The organism is Acinetobacter sp. YH12137 (genome assembly GCF_013418535.1).
Classification (GTDB): domain Bacteria; phylum Pseudomonadota; class Gammaproteobacteria; order Pseudomonadales; family Moraxellaceae; genus Acinetobacter.
The window spans coordinates 1-19,573 of record NZ_VPBW01000026.1; the positions used below are offsets into that span (position 1 = coordinate 1).

The 19,573-nt window shown below is 34.6% G+C and carries 12 protein-coding genes and 1 pseudogene; 7 read left to right on the forward strand and 6 right to left on the reverse strand.

All coding sequences use genetic code 11. From position 1 onward, the window contains the following. Nucleotides 1–99 precede the first annotated feature (99 nt). Nucleotides 100–507: pseudogene (locus tag FTU72_RS11835) on the reverse strand (class I SAM-dependent methyltransferase); the annotation flags it as partial. A gap of 162 nt (nt 508–669) precedes the next feature. On the opposite strand from FTU72_RS11835, the gene dndB reads away from it, so the two are divergent. The 7 genes from dndB to FTU72_RS11870 all read left to right on the forward strand — a co-directional run bounded on the left by dndB (nt 670) and on the right by FTU72_RS11870 (nt 8,508). Next, nucleotides 670–1,791 (forward strand): DNA sulfur modification protein DndB, encoded by a 1,122-nt coding sequence (dndB, locus tag FTU72_RS11840; protein WP_180052915.1) that lies wholly within the window; start codon nt 670–672, stop codon nt 1,789–1,791. Next, the gene (dndC, locus tag FTU72_RS11845; protein ID WP_180052914.1) at nt 1,792–3,285 is read left to right on the forward strand and encodes a DNA phosphorothioation system sulfurtransferase DndC; all 1,494 of its coding nucleotides are present in this window, start codon (nt 1,792–1,794) and stop codon (nt 3,283–3,285) included. Further along, a complete protein-coding gene (gene dndD, locus FTU72_RS11850; protein WP_180052913.1) occupies nt 3,282–5,288 on the forward strand; it encodes a DNA sulfur modification protein DndD in 2,007 nt (668 codons plus the stop codon). The genes dndC and dndD overlap by 4 nt, the downstream gene beginning before the upstream one ends. Beyond that, complete coding sequence (dndE, locus tag FTU72_RS11855; RefSeq protein WP_180052912.1) at nt 5,269–5,628, forward strand: DNA sulfur modification protein DndE; 360 nt, start codon at nt 5,269–5,271, stop codon at nt 5,626–5,628. Before dndD ends, dndE begins: the two co-directional genes overlap by 20 nt. Before the next feature lie 236 nt (nt 5,629–5,864). Beyond that, a complete protein-coding gene (locus FTU72_RS11860; RefSeq protein WP_180052911.1) occupies nt 5,865–6,386 on the forward strand; it encodes a hypothetical protein in 522 nt (173 codons plus the stop codon). Nucleotides 6,387–6,396: 10 nt separating this feature from the next. Next, nucleotides 6,397–7,704 (forward strand): DGQHR domain-containing protein, encoded by a 1,308-nt coding sequence (locus FTU72_RS11865; RefSeq protein ID WP_218947525.1) that lies wholly within the window; start codon nt 6,397–6,399, stop codon nt 7,702–7,704. An 84-nt stretch (nt 7,705–7,788) separates the two neighbouring features. Next, a complete protein-coding gene (locus FTU72_RS11870) occupies nt 7,789–8,508 on the forward strand; it encodes a hypothetical protein (protein ID WP_180052910.1) in 720 nt (239 codons plus the stop codon). Nucleotides 8,509–8,555: 47 nt separating this feature from the next. On the opposite strand, the gene dptH is transcribed toward FTU72_RS11870, so the two are convergent. The 5 genes from dptH to FTU72_RS11895 form a co-directional block, all read right to left on the reverse strand. After that, the gene (dptH, locus tag FTU72_RS11875) at nt 8,556–13,802 is read right to left on the reverse strand and encodes a DNA phosphorothioation-dependent restriction protein DptH (protein ID WP_180052909.1); all 5,247 of its coding nucleotides are present in this window, start codon (nt 13,800–13,802) and stop codon (nt 8,556–8,558) included. Beyond that, a complete protein-coding gene (gene dptG / locus FTU72_RS11880; protein WP_180052908.1) occupies nt 13,783–15,093 on the reverse strand; it encodes a DNA phosphorothioation-dependent restriction protein DptG in 1,311 nt (436 codons plus the stop codon). Before dptG ends, dptH begins: the two co-directional genes overlap by 20 nt. Before the next feature lie 2 nt (nt 15,094–15,095). Then, nucleotides 15,096–16,700, reverse strand: a complete 1,605-nt coding sequence (dptF, locus tag FTU72_RS11885; RefSeq protein WP_180052907.1) for a DNA phosphorothioation-dependent restriction protein DptF — start codon at nt 16,698–16,700, stop codon at nt 15,096–15,098. Between the two features lie 295 nt (nt 16,701–16,995). Then, nucleotides 16,996–17,580 carry a bifunctional 2-polyprenyl-6-hydroxyphenol methylase/3-demethylubiquinol 3-O-methyltransferase UbiG gene (locus tag FTU72_RS11890; protein WP_180052906.1) on the reverse strand — a complete coding sequence of 195 codons (585 nt, stop codon included), beginning with the start codon at nt 17,578–17,580 and terminating at the stop codon, nt 16,996–16,998. Between the two features lie 78 nt (nt 17,581–17,658). Continuing rightward, on the reverse strand, nt 17,659–19,293 hold the full coding sequence (locus tag FTU72_RS11895; RefSeq protein ID WP_180052905.1) for an HNH endonuclease: 1,635 nt from the start codon (nt 19,291–19,293) through the stop codon (nt 17,659–17,661). Nucleotides 19,294–19,573 lie beyond the last annotated feature (280 nt).

The following is a 19,573-nucleotide window of genomic DNA, read 5'->3' on the forward strand; positions in this document are numbered from 1 at the left end:
ATAATCAGCGAAGAATTCAAAAAGGCTTGGATTTTAAGACACCAAATCAAATGGCAGAAGACTTTTATCGGTTAGCTGCCTAGAATCTCCCAAGTGAAAGTCTCCTGCTAATTCAGCACACATCAAAATACCCGAAGGATTCAAACCTGATATCAATGAGTTCAATACATCTTCTAATTTGTTTTCAGCACAATGTAATAATGAAGCACAACACCATATCCCATCATAAATATTTTTTTCATTGAAATCATAAAAACTACTGTGTTGTACCTGACAGTCAACATGATTCCTCACTTTATTAATTAACTCAATTGACTCATCTAATGCTGTGACTGCATATCCAGCTTGGGAAAAATGATACGCATCCCGACCTGAACCACAACCAACATCCAAAATTTTTCCACCTGAAGGGATATATCTTAAAAATTTCTCGTAAATTTCCTTCAAATCGAGCTCCCATGTTTTTTGGAAATAGTCCTCTGCATTCCTGTTATAAAAAGATTCCATTTCATTTTCTCCAAATTTTAAAACTAGATATGAAAGATTAAATATATATCCATATTTTTTCAGATCCAGTTCATTTTTTCATAAAAACAAACTTCCAAATAATCAAAATTAGACTTCCATACATGATAGAATTACAATAATATTGTTATATGTGTAATTCCTATGGATGGTAATTGGTTTGAATTTGTAGCGATGCAAGGCATCCAAGCAAGAAATGCTTTCTACATCATAATGGTACCTTTGAAATTCGTACCTAAATTTTTTAAATTTGATGATAATTCACTCCCGCCATCACTGAGAGCACAACGAACTTTAAATAAAAGCCGCATACCTCAAATTAGTAGATATATCACTGAAAATCCTGAAGAATATATTCTCTCTTCTCTATGCGCATGCGTTGATGGCGAAGTAAAGTTTGAGCCATCTGAAGTTTCCAACAACATAGGGAAACTCAAAATTTCTATGGATGCAACAGTCCTGATCAATGATGGTCAACATCGTCGCGCAGCCATCGAAGAAGCCATTAAAGTAAAACCATATCTTGGAGACGAAACAATCTCCGTTGTACTTTATGCAGATCAAGGTCTTAAACGCTCGCAACAAATGTTTGCAGATCTGAATATGCATGCGGTAAAGCCAGCCCAGTCTATTAAATTATTATTCAATCACAGGGATGAACAGACTCATATCACCAAATCTGTGATTGAGGCTATTCCCTTATTCTCTGAATACACAGACTTCGAGAAATCAAGTATTTCTAATCGCTCAACAAAAGTGTTCACCTTTAGTTCAATTCACCAAGCAACTAAAGAATTGCTGACTTTCAAAAATAATCATCTAAACACCGATGATGCCATTCATTTAGCAACACAATTTTGGCAAGAAGTAATACAATACATTCCTGGTTGGCTTGATCTTCTTGAAGATAAAACTTCATCCTATCACCTGCGTCAGAATTATGTTCATGCTCATGGGATTGCATTACAGGCACTTGCAAGAGTCGGCAATATACTATTGCAAGAATATCCTGAAAATTGGCAAAACCATCTCAGCAAACTCATTCATGTTGAGTGGTCACGAAGCAACTTGGGTATTTGGGATGGTCGAGCATTAGTCGCAGGGAAAATCAACAAATCCCGCAATAATTTGATTCTCGTGACCAACTACATTCAGAAAGTTCTAGGAATTCCATTGAGTGATGAATCACAAAGAGTGGAAAATTTGCTAAACAACTCTGTTCACGTTAAACAAAGTACCGTATCAAACATCGAGGAGATGGTCTAAATGAGTTTTTTTGAGACCAACTCACTAAAAGACATTCATACGTCAATCCAAGAAGTATATCTATCTGATCAACGGCCTTGGGTTGTAGGCTATTCAGGTGGTAAAGATTCTACCTGTGCATTACAGTTAGTGTGGAATGCTCTAGCCTTATTGCCCGCCGAGCAAAGACAAAAACCCGTGTACGTGATTAGTTCAGATACACTGGTTGAGACCCCTATTATTGTTCGCTACATTGACAAAAACCTTGAAAATATTCAGAAAAAATCTGATGCGCAAGGTATGCCTTTTATCGTCCAAAAGGTAAGCCCACGTGTTGAACGTTCATTTTGGGTTAACTTAATCGGTCGAGGTTATCCTGCACCCAGTAATAAATTCCGCTGGTGTACAGAACGCTTAAAAATCGAACCTGCAAATGATTTTATTACACAACGAGTTGCTGAGTTTGGTGAGGTTGTTGTTGTTTTAGGTGTACGTTCTGCTGAAAGTGCAACACGAGCGCAAGTTATTGCAATGCACAAAATTAAGGGCACCAAACTCGCACGTCACTCTTCTCTTTTGAATGCCTTTGTCTTTGCACCGATCGAAGCCTTTACGACAGACGATGTTTGGAATTATTTACTCCAAAACAAATCTCCATGGAATAATGACAACCGCGAGTTAGTCACCATGTATAGAAATGCTCAAGCTGGTGAATGCCCTCTTGTCGTCGACAAAACGACTCCTAGCTGTGGTAACTCACGTTTTGGTTGCTGGGTATGTACTGTTGTGCAACAAGATAAATCCATGGAAGCCATGGTGGAGTCAGGTGAAGAATGGTTAGAACCACTCTTAGAATACCGTGACTTACTGTCTTCAACTCAGGATCCTGAGAAAAAATTTATTTATCGTGAGTTTAAACGTCGTAATGGTCAGGTTGCGTTTAACCATGCAAATGGCAAACTGGTTCCTGGACCATACAAATTAGAATTCCGTAAAGAACTCTTGAGTAAGCTTTTGGAAATTCAAAAACGAGTACAAGCAGAAGCACCAATCGGTGAAGCGCCAGTTCTCATCCATCCAGCAGAGTTACATGAAATTCGTCGTTTATGGCGTTCTGAAAGCGGTGATTGGGCAGATTCAGTCCGTCAAATTGTTAAAAACATCCTTGGGATTGAACTCGACTGGGAAATTGAAGATAGCGTGCTTTACAATACCCAAGACTTTGCTTTACTTGATCAAATCTGCAAAGAACATGAGCTTCCTACCGAACTCATGGTCAAGCTGATTGGTGTGGAAAAAGCCTCTCATGGCCTCAAACGTCGTCACAATATCCATAGCCAATTGAGCAAAGTACTCAATGAAGAATGGCGAGATTTGAAAACAATTTTGGCTGATCACAAGTCAGATCAAACAGTTGATGACATCATTGAAACAGAAGATGACGAAACATCTTTTGCTGAAGAAATTTCTTCAGGTCAGCTAGATTTACTTAATAACGCTGGAGCTAATCCATGATTATCAAATCATTAATTTTGGATAATGTTGGTTTATATAGTCAGCGTACCGAATTTTCTTTAGAACCCAAAAAATCATCCATTACCAATCGCCCTATTATTCTGATTGGTGGTCGTAATGGTACGGGTAAAACGACATTCTTAGATTCTGTTCGTTTAGCACTATATGGCAAACGTGCTTTAGGATTAGGTATTAGTCATAAAGAATACCATCAGTATTTACTCAGCAAGACCAATCAAAATCACCTCGAACGCTCTTCAAGCATTGAGTTGACCTTCATTTATACCGAAGGCAGTATTCCCGCTGAATTCACGGTATGCCGTTCATGGATTGTAGCTGCTGATGGACAGGTGCGCGAAAGTTTAGACCTTCAAAAAAATGGTACAACGGTTACTTCCGTACCTAAACAAGAGTGGGAAAACTTCCTTTTAGAGCTCATCCCAATCGGGGTTTCTCAACTCTTCTTCTTCGACGGCGAGAAAATTCAGGATATTGCTGAAGATAACAATGCATCATTATCAGATGCAATTAAGAATCTGCTTGGCATTGACTTAATTGAAAAGTTGCGTCTAGATCTACATTCATATTTAACCCGTAATAAATCTGATGATGTTGAACAAAATGATGTCTCTCTTTTAACCCAACAGTTAACTAAGCTTAAATCTAAAGAAAATGACATCAAGAATGAGTATGCTCAGCTTAAGTTCGAACATCAGAGCTTGCTAAAAAATATAGAACAAAAGAGATTACGCTTTGTGTCTGAAGGTGGTGCAATTGCTTTGCAATACGATCAGCTCAAAACAAAACTCTCTCAACTCAACAAAGAGATCACTACTTGTAAGCAAGAGTTGGTGAACTTAGCGAATGGATTACTGCCATTCCTGTTTGCACCTAAGCTTATCGCTAAATTTGCGAATCATTTGCAGAGCTCATCTGCCGACGAATCATCTAATCAAAAACTTGTTGAACAGGCTTTAAGTTCATTCCAAACAAGCCCTATTCAGAAAAAAGAACTCTGGAAAGATGAACATTGGCAAAATTTAAACGACTTCCTTTCAAGTTATTTTGATACAGCACCAAAACATAGCTCTCATAGTGCATTTGGCGAACTGGCTGAACCACAGCAAGCTTTGGCGAAATTATTGAGCCTAGATAGTGAAGTGAAGAAACAGGTTAAAGCACTTTATGAACGCTTTACTCACTTAAACCAAGAAAAGGAAGCTACAGAATTTTCGATTGCGCGTGCTGAAAATGCTGAAGACTCTAATGCTTATCTAGATGAATTGCTTCATAAAGAACGCAAGCTGGGTGAGCTTGATCTAATCCTTAACCAAAAGGAAGAAGAGGCTCGTAAAATTAATTGGGATGTTGTGACAGCAGAACGAAACTTAAAAGCGGCGAGTGAAGCAGTAGCAGAGTTTGCTTTGCAGAATCACAAAAACTCATTAGCAGCTAAAGGGATCAAAGCCCTCATTGAGTTTGAAACAGGTCTGCTAGAGCAAAAAATCAATCAAGTTCGTCAAAATTTTGTTGAAATTTTTAACTCGCTTCTACGCAAACGCAATTTCATTACTGATTTACAGATTGATCCAAAAAGCTTCAACACACGTTTAATCAAAACCAATGGCAAAGTCGTTGAGAAATCTGCTTTATCTGCTGGTGAAAAACAGATCTATGCAATTGCCATGTTATGGTCTTTAGCAAAAACTAGTGGTCGCCACTTACCAATGATTGTTGATACACCACTTGGCCGTTTAGACCGAGAGCACCGTGACAACCTCATGAAGTTTTACTTCCCTCATGTCAGCCATCAAGTCATTATTCTTTCGACTGATACAGAGATTGATGATTTATACGTAAATCAGTTAGATGAGTTTATTTCTGAAAGTTACTTACTTGAATACAATCATGAGTTAAGTTCTACTCAGGCATTACATGGCTACTTTACTGATCTAAAACGTACCAATACGACGGAGAAGAGAATTGCATTACAGCAAGCTTAAAATTTCATCTGAAGCAACCACTCGCCTTCGTATGCTGAAACAACGTACAGGTCTGACACCAAATTTGCTTTGTCGTATTGCCCTGATGATGTCTTTAGAAGAAGGCCCTTTAGGTAATATTCCATTACCAAATGAAGATGGTTCTGAGTTTAATGCCTATACACTAACAGGTGAAAATACAGATCTGTTCTTATCACTTTTAAGGTATGTGGAAGATGATCGGGAAGAACCCTTAGACAATAAGATGCTTCTTGACCGCATGCGTGGGCATATTCATCGAGGTGTTGGTGCGATGTCCGTTCGTTATAAGTCATCTGAAAGTTTGATTGCAAATATATAAATAAAAAGGCAAGCTCAGATAGCTTGCCTTTTATAAATTAAAAGATTCATTGAGAATCTTCAAAAATTTAAATTATTATGCAGATAAACACATCTGTACCAGGTAAAAATATTATTTTAAAAAAATCATAATGAAATTGACGTTTAAAACATTATTACATAAACTAACAAACTAGTTTTGATATAAAAATCTTGTAAAAACAGGTACTTTCCTACTACTGTCTTTCGAATATATTTATGACAACCAAATACAGTCTTTTAAATGATTTAAAGCAACGGACTTGTAAAGCCAGAAATTTTACTTTCTTAGGAAGTCATTTCTTCTTAGGTATTATCTTTTTTTCTGGCCTAGGAATCTGGATAGAAATTTTTAAATTAGCTTTTTCATTAAGCGATAGCTCTTTGAAAAATCTTCAACTAGCTCTAATTTTCTATTCCCCTGCTGTATTTGGTTCTTCAGGTATTTATTTACTGCTCACCGACCAAAAACGTGATATGAGAACGTTGATTCTTATACTTGCATTCATCTTGGCAATCATAACCCTTGGTCTTAATTTAACTTATAAAAATGCTAATCTTTTTATATATGCAGTTTTTAATATCATAACTATCCTCATAGCACTATGGGTATGGATTTTAGCTAACTCTCCCAATAAAGACCTATTTAGTGATGATGATGCTGAACCTGATGCATCAACGGGAGGATCTACTGATTCTGATGTAGCTGGCACTACCACTGGGTTTAAAGTAGAAGATTAAGGATAAAAATATGACTGTTAAAATTAAAGTCTTACCTGTTCATCAGCCTATGGGCGATTTTTTTGTAGGGGTACTTCCTGCCAGCCTTCTTACTAAAGTAGGTTTTAGTGACACTATGTCAGCACATTTAGATTCTGAAAATGAAACCTACAAAGTGAATGGTACTCAACGTGTAAAACGGACCGATCGCTTGAAAAAAATTGCAGAATATATAAACCGTTCAGATGCAGCCTTTCCTAATACTATTATTTTATCTGCAAACTTTACCCCATATGGATTTACACTTGATGAACTCGAAAATCAGATTAAATCTGATGAATTTGAACATGAAGATTTCAAAGAATTAACTACAAAATTATCTTCTCAAGATTTTATTTGGGAAGAGCTGAAAGATCCGTCAATAAACTACTACAAAAGTTACTCTTGGAAAGTCATAGACAATAATGATGGTACATATGACCTTCATATCCCTTCAAATAAAAAATTGGCAGCAATTATCGATGGCCAGCATCGTTTAATGGCTTTTGAACATGCTAATAAAGACGAAGAAACACAAAATATGCAACTTGTTTGTTCAATATACTTAGATTTACCCAAAGCATTACAAGCACAAATATTTGCAGTCATTAATTCAACTCAGAAGCCAGTCGACAAGAGCCTTACTTATAATCTTTACGGCTATAATATTGAAGAAGAAGATGAAGCTTATTGGTCACCAGATAAATTAGCTGTATTCTTAACAAGAAAGCTTATGGTAGATGAAAAATCAGCATTAAATGGCAGAATTAAAATTGCAGCCACTTTAGATAATGACCTTAAAGAACTTTCAAAAAATATCGATTGGCAGATTTCAACTGCTGTCGTTGTCCAAGGTATATTAAAATTAATTTCTAGTAATCCAATCAAAGATTCAAACGAAATTAACAAAAGATATGCTGAAGATAAACCTACTCGTGAAGTTCTAAGAAAATATAGACGTGATAAGTCACCATTAAGATCTGCTTACATAGATGTGCAAGATAAAGTTATCTACCTCATGGTAAGAAACTTTTTAACTGCTTGTGAAGAAATTTTTTGGAGTAAAAATAATGCCAATTCTTTCATTACAAAAACAGTAGGTATTCAGGCTTTATTTGATATTTTGAAATTATTAGCTGAAGATGCTTATGATTTGAAAGATATTCGAGTGAGTTATTTTAAAAATATTTTAGAACCGGCAAGCACGATTGATTTTTCTGATATTAAGTTCAACAATGCTTCCGGTGCTGGTAGATCGCAGATCAGAAGAACCATTCTGGAACATATTGAAATTCGATAAAAATTGATGCACAAAATGATTTCAATTTCAGAACATTGCTCGAGAATCAGAGACTTATTCGGAGTTACAGATCTCGAGCAATATATGACTTTTAGCGAATGGATATTATTAGCCTCATCCATTGAAAAGCTCGATCTAGATATAAGCAAATATGATTACACATGGGGTATTTGTGAAAGTGCCCATGAGTACGATCTTGCAAAAGAGCAAATTTTAAAAAAATTTGCTACAGAACTAAGTATATTTTCTTTTATTTGGTGTGCTATAGAATCTCTGATTGAAAACATAAATCCCCCATCTCATCCAGATAAAAAGAAAAGAGGAAAAATTAGAAATATTTGCTATTTCTTAAATCAAAATTTAAGGACTTCAAACTTACCAGATGAATATATAGAATCTGTATTACTCTTTAAAAAATTATCAGATAGTTTTTTAAATCAAAAAAAAATACAATCAAAATTAAATTCTACACCAGAGGGCATTGCTGGGATCGGTTTACTATTAGTGTATGAGTTAAGAAACTCATTCGCCCACGGGTCGATGTTTCCGGCTCAGCCTAATGAAGAAAACGAACCAATAAGTTTACAGGTAAATTTAGTACAAACTGCTTCAAGAATTTGTCTATTGACGATTCAACTTATATTTCTAAGTTCATATGAAATGTTAATAGAAGATTATGAACAAGATATTTACGTTAATGGTAATTATGAACATGGCTTTTCACCACTTGAATTTGCTTATAAACTTCACTTAGAGGATCTTACAATAGAAACTCTACAACTCAACCTTTTACATACAACCTGATTACATTTGTTGAGCCTTCTAACAAAGGCTCAACAATTCAAAAAATATTACGATACTTGCAACTGCTGACACAACTCCCAAAAGGCTTTGTCTTTCATCTTCACTAGCTTCTTATGCCCATCAATATACAAGCTATAATGCTTATCAAGCTTACGGACTGTTTCCATTAGATGCTCTTGCTCAGACTTATCATCCACATTAAAGATCGCCTTAATATCGCCGTTGCTAATCTGTGCTACACGATGGATTACCCAAGTCAAAATATACGCTGAGTAGTTATTTTCTCCGGTCTTAAAGTGCGTAATATCTTGTGTGGACAAGACGACACCTACTCCATACTCACGCCCTTCTTTAAGAACCTTACGTAAACTTGGAAAGTCTTGTGACATAAAATTGTCAGCTTCATCCACAAGAATCATTTTCGTAATCTGTCTATAGTCACCTTGAACCTGAGGTTTACCTTTTTTCTGCATTTGCGAGTAGAACAAATCCAGTGTCAATGCAACTACAAGATTTTGAACTTGAGGTGGGTATCCAGCCAGCTCAACGACCAATACTCCATCAAGTAAGTCATATAAACTAGAACATTGACTATTATCTGATTCAAAGATTTCTAGTTCATTTAAGCTTTCAAGAGCAGCATATAATGAATCGATCGACGGATCTGTTGCTTCAAATAAATTCCAAATATCTTTAATTGTTGGTGCTGGTAATTGCCATGTAGATGAATCGGCCTTATCAATTCCAGCATGCTCATAAGCATCTAGCACTAATTTACGTAAGGTTGCCTGCTGTTTGACACCTAATCCGAATGCTTTCGCCATAGTGTCTGAAAAACCACGTGCCGTATGTACCGGCAACATTGGTGTATCACCAAATAAGCTTAATGGGTTGTAAGGTAATTTATAAAGTTTATGTCTTTTTACAGCATTGATCTCTACAAACTCATCATCAACATAATCTGACTTATAGTCGAAAATTAACATACCTATAGATGCAGAATTCACATTGCTCGACTGATTCTGCATGAGCTGAGTAATGAGTGACTTAGTAAATTGAGTTTTACCTGTACCCATTGTGCCAATAATCCCTGTATTGGTATTCATAAACTTGGCAGTATTCGTTGGCTCCCAATATAGCTGCTCATGCGTGATAGCATTCTCACCAAAATGAATCTGCAGAGGTCTCACAACATTTGATTCAGATTGCTCAGATTGCTCAGATTGCTCAGATTGCTCAGATTGCTCAGATTGCTCAGATTGCTCAGATTGCTCAGATTGCTCAGATTGCTCAGATTGCTCAGATTGCTCAGATTGCTCAGATTGCTCAGGTTTAATCATATCCGTACTGAAGTCAAATAAAGTCGGTTGAAGATCTTGGGGAATAAACTCCAATAACCCCGTTTGTTCGCCACATTTATCCTGATCTTTATCAACTTCTTCTGTTGTATCGTTTGCATCGATCTCCACATATGATGTGTCACCATTTAAAATATATCGCTCAGGAATATTAAATAAATTTTTACTATCCACTTGTTTAAACAGATCTTTCAATGGCGTAGAAATAAACTTATTTTGGCAAGCACCAGGAAGTTTGATGACTAGAATATCTTGTTCTAGGGTAAAGTCTTCTTGGAAGAATGTATCACTTTCTACAAACGCTAAAACAAAGCCTTTAGGGTACCTCTCGATATTTGCCAACTGATAATGCCCAGCTAACCACCACTCTCGATTATCAAGTAATTGATCAAAATAATGATCCGGGTAAGTTTGATAAAGCTGATACTTTTCAACCTGCATCATAATTTGACGAATGAATAAGCCTCGATACAAATGCCCTACTAAATCTTGACGGCCAAACAGACATGTTTCTAAGTATCTTTTTAATTTTTGTGCCTGAAGAATCCCTTTATCATGCTTTTGTTTTTGGCCTACTTTCACCTCTAAAGGAAGTAAAAACATCTGCCGATCTTTAAATCCTACAAATAAAACATCATCAGAAATGACACCATATTTTTTGCCTTGGCAGTATGTACTAAAATCAGACTCGCTCATCTTAAGGCCAACGTTACCAGACACACGGATCATCTCGGCGACACTGAGTGGAACCCAAGTAATATCACTCTCATATAAGAGAGAATTCACATATTTATAAGCTGCGATAATACTTTTCTTTTCTCTACGATCCTTCTCAGGAAGAGTCAGCATTTTTAACAGCCATTCTCCATTAAAGGCATTAAATTCATCAATTCTCCCCGACTGACCTTGGCTCAAAATCTGATCATAAAGATCGCGGCGCTTCGTGACTGTAATCGCATCATAATGAGCAGAATTTGTATAGTTATCCGAGTAATGTATGAGAACTACATCTTGTTGAGTTTTAAAGAAGTCCAAGGTAACTTTTGGATCTATGATTACCGTCCATAAACTATCGTCATAAGCACGATCAAGAAGTCTCTGTAAATGATTTGAGACTTTCAGAGATAAACCATTAGACTCATAGAAATTCTGATTTTTCCATGCTGCATGACTTAAAGCACTATACCTCTGGACAATTTGAAGCACAGGTTTATCACACTGAATACCCTTTAAACCAGCAGTCGTAAAATATGTATCTTGCTGATGGTAAGAAGTCTCACCCGCTAACAAGGCATTACATGCGATTCCTGTTTTTTCTGCTCTTAAATCCACATTAGCAACTTCAACAGGCGTATTATTTCGAACAAAGGTTAAATGTGCATATTTGAAGTTTTCATCATCTTTGGTTTCAAATTTACTGTACGTCACCCTTCTTCGAATCAGGTCAGCAATCTGATCTGCGCTATTATCCAATAAAGACAATTTGCATAACTGTTTGAGCTTCATTTGGCTAACAGTATCAGCAACTTCATCAAAATAAGTTGTGATTAATTCATCATCATATAAATTGACATGAATATTAGGAACTTCGTTCGGTTTGAGTTTCTGTATAAAACCAACTAAACCTAAGAATACCTCCTGATTAAATCCATTATTAATAGAGTTAATTAATAAAGTATCTCGTTCTCCTTGATGGAAGAGAATTTTAAAAGCTTCCACAAATTCAGATGTTTTTTGGCGAACGAGAGGCCTTATATAATTTAATTGTGTTTGCTTTTGAGGAATAACCTGAAGCCACATAGGATGTTCGGATACCGCTTGACTATAGCTAAAGTCATGATCAGCATGCCAATTAAACGGAATGAGTCCTTCTGCGCTTAACCTACGTAAAGTCGTATTGTGTAGAGTTTGAAAAGATCCGCAGGAATCAGCTAAACACTCATTCACTAAGTTAAGGAAATAAGAAAGGTTTAATGGATGAAATGGTGAGATATATTCCTTTCTATCCAAACTACAAAAACCTAAATTAACAAGATTTTTTGCATCATTCGAAAGTAAGCGTTCTGTAGGAATTTCATGTATACACTTCACATATTCAGTCACTACATTTTCTACAATTTCCCTAAACTCTGAGCCCCATGTGACTAAACTTAACACTGTATTTCTCGTCTTAAGATAATCATAAAGCTGTGTGTAGGCTTGGCTGAGATTTGAATATGCGGGTGCTAAATCCTTAAGATATATTTTTCCACCACGTACAGTTTCAGTTGAGAGTATTTGTTCTGAAATAAGATCGATTTCTAATTCCAGTAACTTCTTATACTCACCTTTTGATTTGTATTCTCGACCCAAGAATGAAATCCTAGAACTCTTGTTGTTATAAATACCGAAAAGTTCATCATCAAAGAAATATTTATAAGAGTCTAAATTAAAAATGACTGGTAGATTGAGGCTTGAGACCGAAAGAATACCTTGAATTTCAAATCTTAATGCATGCTCTCCTGCATTCAGTACGAAATTAACCTGCTCTTCTGTATTTAATAAACGCTCATAAACCACAGTCCCAAACTGATAGGCATCAACCTTTTCACCAGACTGAGATAAGGTATAAGTGGCCTCATTCGTAGTATTAAAAATAAATTCTGATTGATCAGTTTCTAAAATAATAAATTCTTTATTAGGAACCAATAAGAACTTATCCTGAAATGAATGTATAGGAAAAATATTCTGTGGAACCAATAGAACTCTAAATTTAAAGCATTCTTTAGGTTTTGATCTCTTAATCTCGAAATTAAGATATTTCGGTATTCCTTTAAACTCAGTCTCTAAACTTAAGGTTGTTTTTTTAGCGGAACGATTATTCACCTTATAATTCAATAACTTTCTAAATTTAGGTGAGATTTTTATTTCTTCTTCAGATAATTGCCCTTTAATAAAAGTAAGATCCAGATCAATGAGTGTCTGAGTTGGACATACTTCTATTATTAAATGATGATCACGACTAGAAGAACCACCTTTTTGAGAAGCTTCACCTTTCGTACGATGATAATATTTGCTGGCTGAAGTATTTAGATCAGAAAACTCTATAAGATCTACAGCATTTTTCTGTCTCTCTTGCTGACATTCACCAAAGTCTAGCGTTGTTCTCCATGAATCTAAATCCTTATCTGAAAAAAACTTATCAATAAATTTTTCGCTAAAATCTAAATCAATTAACTTTTCAACGTACTCAGTTGGAAATTGTTCAACAATATACTCAATGTCTTCTTTGAGACGCTTATTTTCATCTAATCTTTTTTCAATTTGTGCAATGCTTGCATGATGCCAATCTTGTAATGCCGCATCATTCAAATAACCTAGTTCATTAAATTCTATTTTACCATCCTGAACTGCATTAAATAATTCCCTGAAACCAAACATGGTTGCGCCATCAGCGCAAATGAGCTCAAACTGATGACTCAACAGTTGCTTTGAAATCTCATGATCTTTAAAAGAACTTTCATTAATAAAACTCAATAAAGCATCATAAATAGCTTTAGGACTCCAAATATTATCCGTTAGTGTCAAATCTTTAGAGGAATTATTTAAAGTATCTAAAGATGAGTTATGAATGATCAACAAAATGGAATCTTTAAACTCGCCAATCTGGCTTGATACCTGATCTCGTAAATATGAAATATAGTTTTCTGAATATCCTAAGTCTGCATCTGAATGCAAGACTGGGATAATCTTATGTTCATTCAAGATGAAATATTTGATCTGCTCATCATGTAAAGAAAAATAAAATTCTGACTTACGGATAAAAGCTTGGAAAAGTTTTAAACTATTTTCATCATCAGGTGATTTAAAGTGCAGTTTCTCACCAATCGTTAAGTTGTTTTGCGCCCAATCAAAAAATAACTCAACTAAAAAATCTTCATATTGTTTTTTTGACATAGATCGCATCCCCACTATCACTCATTTTTTCTACATTACCTAAACGTTCGTAAAAACCAACCAAAGCTTTTCTACTTTCTTTATCAAAGAAGATCCCTCTTAGCTCAAATTCTTTGATCACTTCATATAAACGCAATTTATCTCTTTCACCAATAACGAGATTTGTTAATAACAATAAATATTCTTGAGTAAGTACAAAGACTGTACCTGCACTGCCTCGTGTCTGAATAAATGGTTTTAAAATAATATTTTTAATTGTTCTTACAATATTTGAATTACGGCTCGCTCTTGTTTCACCTTTCGCAAATTGCGCTTTATAAGCTTGATGCAAAGCTTCACAAGCAGAATGAACAGTGTTGAATTTATTTCTATTTATTTTCAAGTTTCTATTTTCTATAAAAGCATCAAAATAGGATTCTAAATTTGGTAAATCATCCTCTTCTAACAATGTAACTATTTTCCATAAGGGATATTTATGACCTTTGCTACTTTCTAAACTCTCGCAAAGTGCTAAGGTTGGAAAAATAGAATCTAAATTTTTCTCTACCAACTTATATCCGCTTCTTTGTAGTGAAGCTCTTTCTCGACTAGCTTTTTCAGTATCTAATATAAAATAACAGTCCTTTATATCTGGCTCACTCGCCTCTTTCCAGCCATTAATGATAATCGATAATTGTGCTGTATATAAAAAGGTATACAATTCCAAAAATAATTGTATATTTTCTAAAAAGTATTTCGAATGATTAGTAAGAAAAATTAAATCTTTGGAAAAAATTGAGGAAAGCTTCGGTAGATAAGTAATCAAACCATCGTAATTTGGATACTGGCTTTGAAAGACACTTTCAAATTTTTCATAAATTTTTTGCTCTATGAAGTTTAAATTCGTAACATCATTAGTATAGATGAATTCATTTTTTAAAAGTGTCTTTAAAAGAGCGACTATTCTTTTTTCAGCTGATAGCCCTTGAGACTCATCAGTCAATGAAAATATCCGTAACTTTGGCGAAATTTTAGCAATATTATTTTCTCTAAAATAAATATTATTAATCATCTCCCAAGCTTTCTCATCTAAAAAATCTGCTTTAAACTGCTGTTCTAGATCTTTATAAAATTGATCAAGATTCTCTCTCAATTTGTTTATTTTTTTTTCAGCAGTTAACCCATAAAGTTCGCTTAAAAATAAATTTGTTACTAAATCCCAGTCAAAATCATTACTATTCTCATTGGTACTAATAGGATAGAAACTTGCCATACTGTTACTAGATGGCTTTAAATCTGCTTTTAAATACATTCTCAGTACCCTACTTCTATACAGTCTTCTTCACGAATAAATTTAACTTCAGAAGAAGTTGACTTGAAACTAATTTCGTTTGATTGATTTGCAAAAAGTAGTAATCGATTTACAAGTTCATTCAATACAACGACGACACTTCTATCATTTTTATTTGGTCGATAACCTGCTCTCAATTTACTGAATAATTCATAGAGATTAATATCAAGACTAAATTTCAAATTAGGATCATTTTTATCTTCTGAAAATCCTTTGATCATAATATTTGCATCAAAAAATCCTCTATTTTTTTGAAATTGACTCTTTTGAATCTCAGAAAAATTGGGAGCTAACTTTAGATTAGAAATAACTTTGTAATCCCCATATTCAACCAACAAAAATTGATCATCTTCCAAATAGGGTGCTTTTTTATTAATATATCCCCTAATTGCACTAATTAATTCTTTAGTATAGAAATTACGAAGCACTGGTCGAGATCGAACTGCATCATAATAAAGATGATGTCTATATATCTCCAAATAATCTATAAGCAAACTCTCTTTAAAATCATCAAAAAATTTTTTATGATAATTATTACCTAGATCTAGTAATTTTAATATATAGAACAATCTAATATAAGCATTAGAACACCCTAAATCATTAATCATTAGATCATTTTTTAAATCTTTCTTAAATTCTTCAAAATCATTAGAAAGACTATTCAACTCATATGCTATAAGAAAGCGATCAATCACTTTAGTTCTTAATTTTGCAGGATCAAATTCAATTATCTTTTCTAAAATTTCGTTTTCATTGCAGGAAAATAGATTATTGAAAAGATAATTTTTCTTAGTTATTAACTCATAAATTAGATCTAAAAATGTTCTTGCCGTGATGAACTGATTTCTAAACAATCTAACTTTTAAAAATAACTCAATAAGGACTTCCTGAATTTTTTCATTACATAGCAACTTATAATTTACAAATTTAAAATAATCAGCACTATTTATTCCTAGCGTTTCATCTTGCACATACAGCTGGTAAAGCATAGAGCTTGGAGATGTTATCTTCTTTAAAATTCTAGAAATAAATTCACTTTTATATCCATTTTCAGTAATTTCAAATTTTGGATAATCTTCAAAATTTACAAATTTGAAATCCTCAGTATTTTCATTTTTTTCTAAATATTTTTTTAATATATCTTTTATTTTTTGTTGTTCTGCATCTTCTGCATAATTTCCTAACATTCCAATATTGATCCCAATGACCAATGAATGGGCACCATTTAGAAAGTCTTCAAAAACTCTATTTAGGGTATCAGTCGCAGTGTCATGAGGCTCAAAACTATGTGTTGCATCTAAGTGAAACTTTAGATATGGTTTTTCATACTTTTGCTTCGCTCTTAGCATCAGCTCAGACTTTCCATCTCCGCTACTTCCACATAAAAATATAACGCATTTAGACGTAGAATCAATTTGCTCTAGTAACGAAAAAAAGTCCTTTTCAATAGGCATTTCAACATAAAGATCAGATTTGATTTTAGATAATTCTAAATCTCGATCGCTTTCTGTAGAAACAGCAAAGGATGATGATTTAGATAAAATACTTAAGGCCTCAACGAATTGCACCTAGATACCCCTCTCAGAATATAATTTTATAACATGTGAAGTTTTGCCAAAGAAAACTCATAGTCTTCTGTTTTTCCAACATTTCTTGAGGCATAGGCTATCTAACGCCAAAAAAATTTCTTACCTATTATCATAAATTTAACTTTTTATTCCAACTCTATAAAAACAAAAACTCTTTTTATTTTAATAATTAAAATAAAAAAGGGCTAAATGCAGTAATCAATAGAAATTGAAGTGGTCATATCTGTTTACATGGTTTATTTCTATTTAGACAAATCAACAAATATAACTATCTTTAAGCCAATTTTTTCGACACTATATTTAGCCGCTCTTCATGACGATCAGGCCGTTTATCTACTGTAATCCACTGTTTTAATACCCTAACCCCATTCAACTGGTCTAACAATTCCTGAGCCTGCTCTTCATTTAAGTCAGTAAACGCCCTACCGCCTTTTTCTCGATCTGTTGTGCCGTATTTAAAAGACATATAGCAGATACCGCCACAGCGTAATGCAGAATGAATGCGCTTTAAAACATCAGGAAGTCGGTTACGATCACAATGTAATAAAGATGCACATGCCCATACCCCATCGTAAATATCCTGCACTTCAATCTCATAAAAACTTTGCTGCTGAACAGCGATACCAGTCAGTTGGGTCGCTCGTTCGACCAATGCCGTAGAATAATCGATGGCATCAATCTGATAGCCTTTATTTTTAAAAGCCAAAGTGTCGCGTCCTGAGCCACAGCCCAAATCCAAGATTCGTGCAGATTCTGGTAACTCAGCTAAAAATGGCTGATACAGTGTTTCCATATCTACGTTTAAGGTTGCTTGTGCAAACTCATCCGCATATTGGTTGTAATAATCTATTGTTTTCATAATTGAGGCTTAGGCTAAACACTGACCCCAGTCTACTAAAAAACAAAAAGATAAGGGAGCATTTGCTCCCTTATCTTTTTAGTCAAATAAATCTGCTCTTACTTCTTCCAAAGTACGATCTGACTTGAAACGATTACATATAGGATGAATAATTGCTCCATTTTCTAGAATGCCATAGCCACCTGCTGCTTTCGATTCTCGATGATCTACTTCAGTCGATTTAACGTATAGAGCACTATCACATACTTCGCAATAGCTCCATGTTTTCTTTTCCTCACGTTGATACAGATTTCTTTTGGTAGCGAGTGAAAAATTTAGAGGTTTTTTCTTCTTTGATGGTCTTACTGATTTCACAAAGCTCACAACATTATCAACAATGCTTTCATCATAATCGCCACCAAAACGTTCAAGGTAAAAATCGTTAAAATTAATATAATCAAATGATTGACTCATCGAAAGAATGACGGTGTTCAAACAAACTTCATCTTCAAAATCTAAATCCATATTTAGTCCAATACAGATAAAGGCTTGATACACGTTCTTCAATCGCTCATGTGATCTGATTCCGCTACCAAACTTACCGACAGTTTCTTTGATCGCCACAGGAATTTTATCAATTAAACTTTCAACACTACGGCGTGCTCGGGTAAAACCAATAAAATCTAACTTCTTATTCTGTATTTCAAAACTGCCTTCTTCAATTTCAAAGACGATAGAGAACCAGGCCAAAAAGGATGTAACTTGAAATCGATTATCTTTATAAAAATATAGTTTCGGGTGTAAACCTAAACTTGGAATTCCAATGCTAATTTCTGGTGTAGCGATACGACACAGCACAACTCTGAGCTTTAGTATTAAATTTTCTACACGCTGACCTTGGTCTATACTGATAGTATTCTGACAAGCATCACCAAACATCATATTTAGGAGTTCATTGACTAGGCCTATTTTTTTACCGTGTGCTAAATCTGGCTCTAAAAGTATCATCTTAAAAAGATGATCGTGAATTTGCTCACCTAAAGCGATTACTTCATTTATCCGCTCGTAATTCAGTTCAGCTAAGTTGGATTTATTATCGTTTATGTAACAACACACATAAATCACATAAAAAGCATCACTCCCCCTATTCTGTAAATGATATTCTTCATCTGGATCTAATCGTTTCGTATCTGAATTGATTGAACAAAAGGCTTTCCGAGCCTCCTCAGGTGTCCCAATTACTTCAATAAAATTAATTTTGGTTGATTTTAATTTTTGCTGAAACTCAGAATCACTACATAACTCTTGAAAATCAGCTAATCCACCTAATCGATGACGAATCTGACGAATATCTCGTTTTTGTGACGGCGTGAATTTCGGAGCTCCAACTACCTGCTCATCAATAAAGTATCTTTTGATCCAAGCATAAATGATTGAAATCCTATGCCCACCATCGATGATATAAATATTGCCAGCAGCATCTTTCCAATAGCGAATGCATAAATTGACATTACGATCATTCAAACAATCTAGAATAAACTCCTCAATTTCATCAGGGCTCCAACATTCTGTGGAACGTTGATTATCTGCCTTATATAATTTATCTAGAATTTCATGTTGAGCGAAATCATAAAGTGATAACTCAAAGTTGTTGTGTTGATTTGAGTGCGACATTTCGTCAAGCAGCATTATTTTTCTTTGAATAATATTGGTTAAAAGCTTAGTACGGGCCATTTTATTTTCTCTAGGCAATACTTCTCTAGATCTCGTGAGATTACGAAATTTATAAAAGTAAAATTAATTAGATATGACTAAAATTTATTTCGAAAATTTTATTCTTTCAGAACAAAAGAAATGGCTTGGAGAAAATAAGGGATATTATAGAAAGTGTTCATGTTTAGTTCCTGTAGTAATTACAAACAATCTTCCATCTTTTCCACGAGATGGAGGCAAGCCAAACAGGGGTGGAAATACCGTACTACAGAAGACGGCCAGTCATAGACTGCCCTGCTTG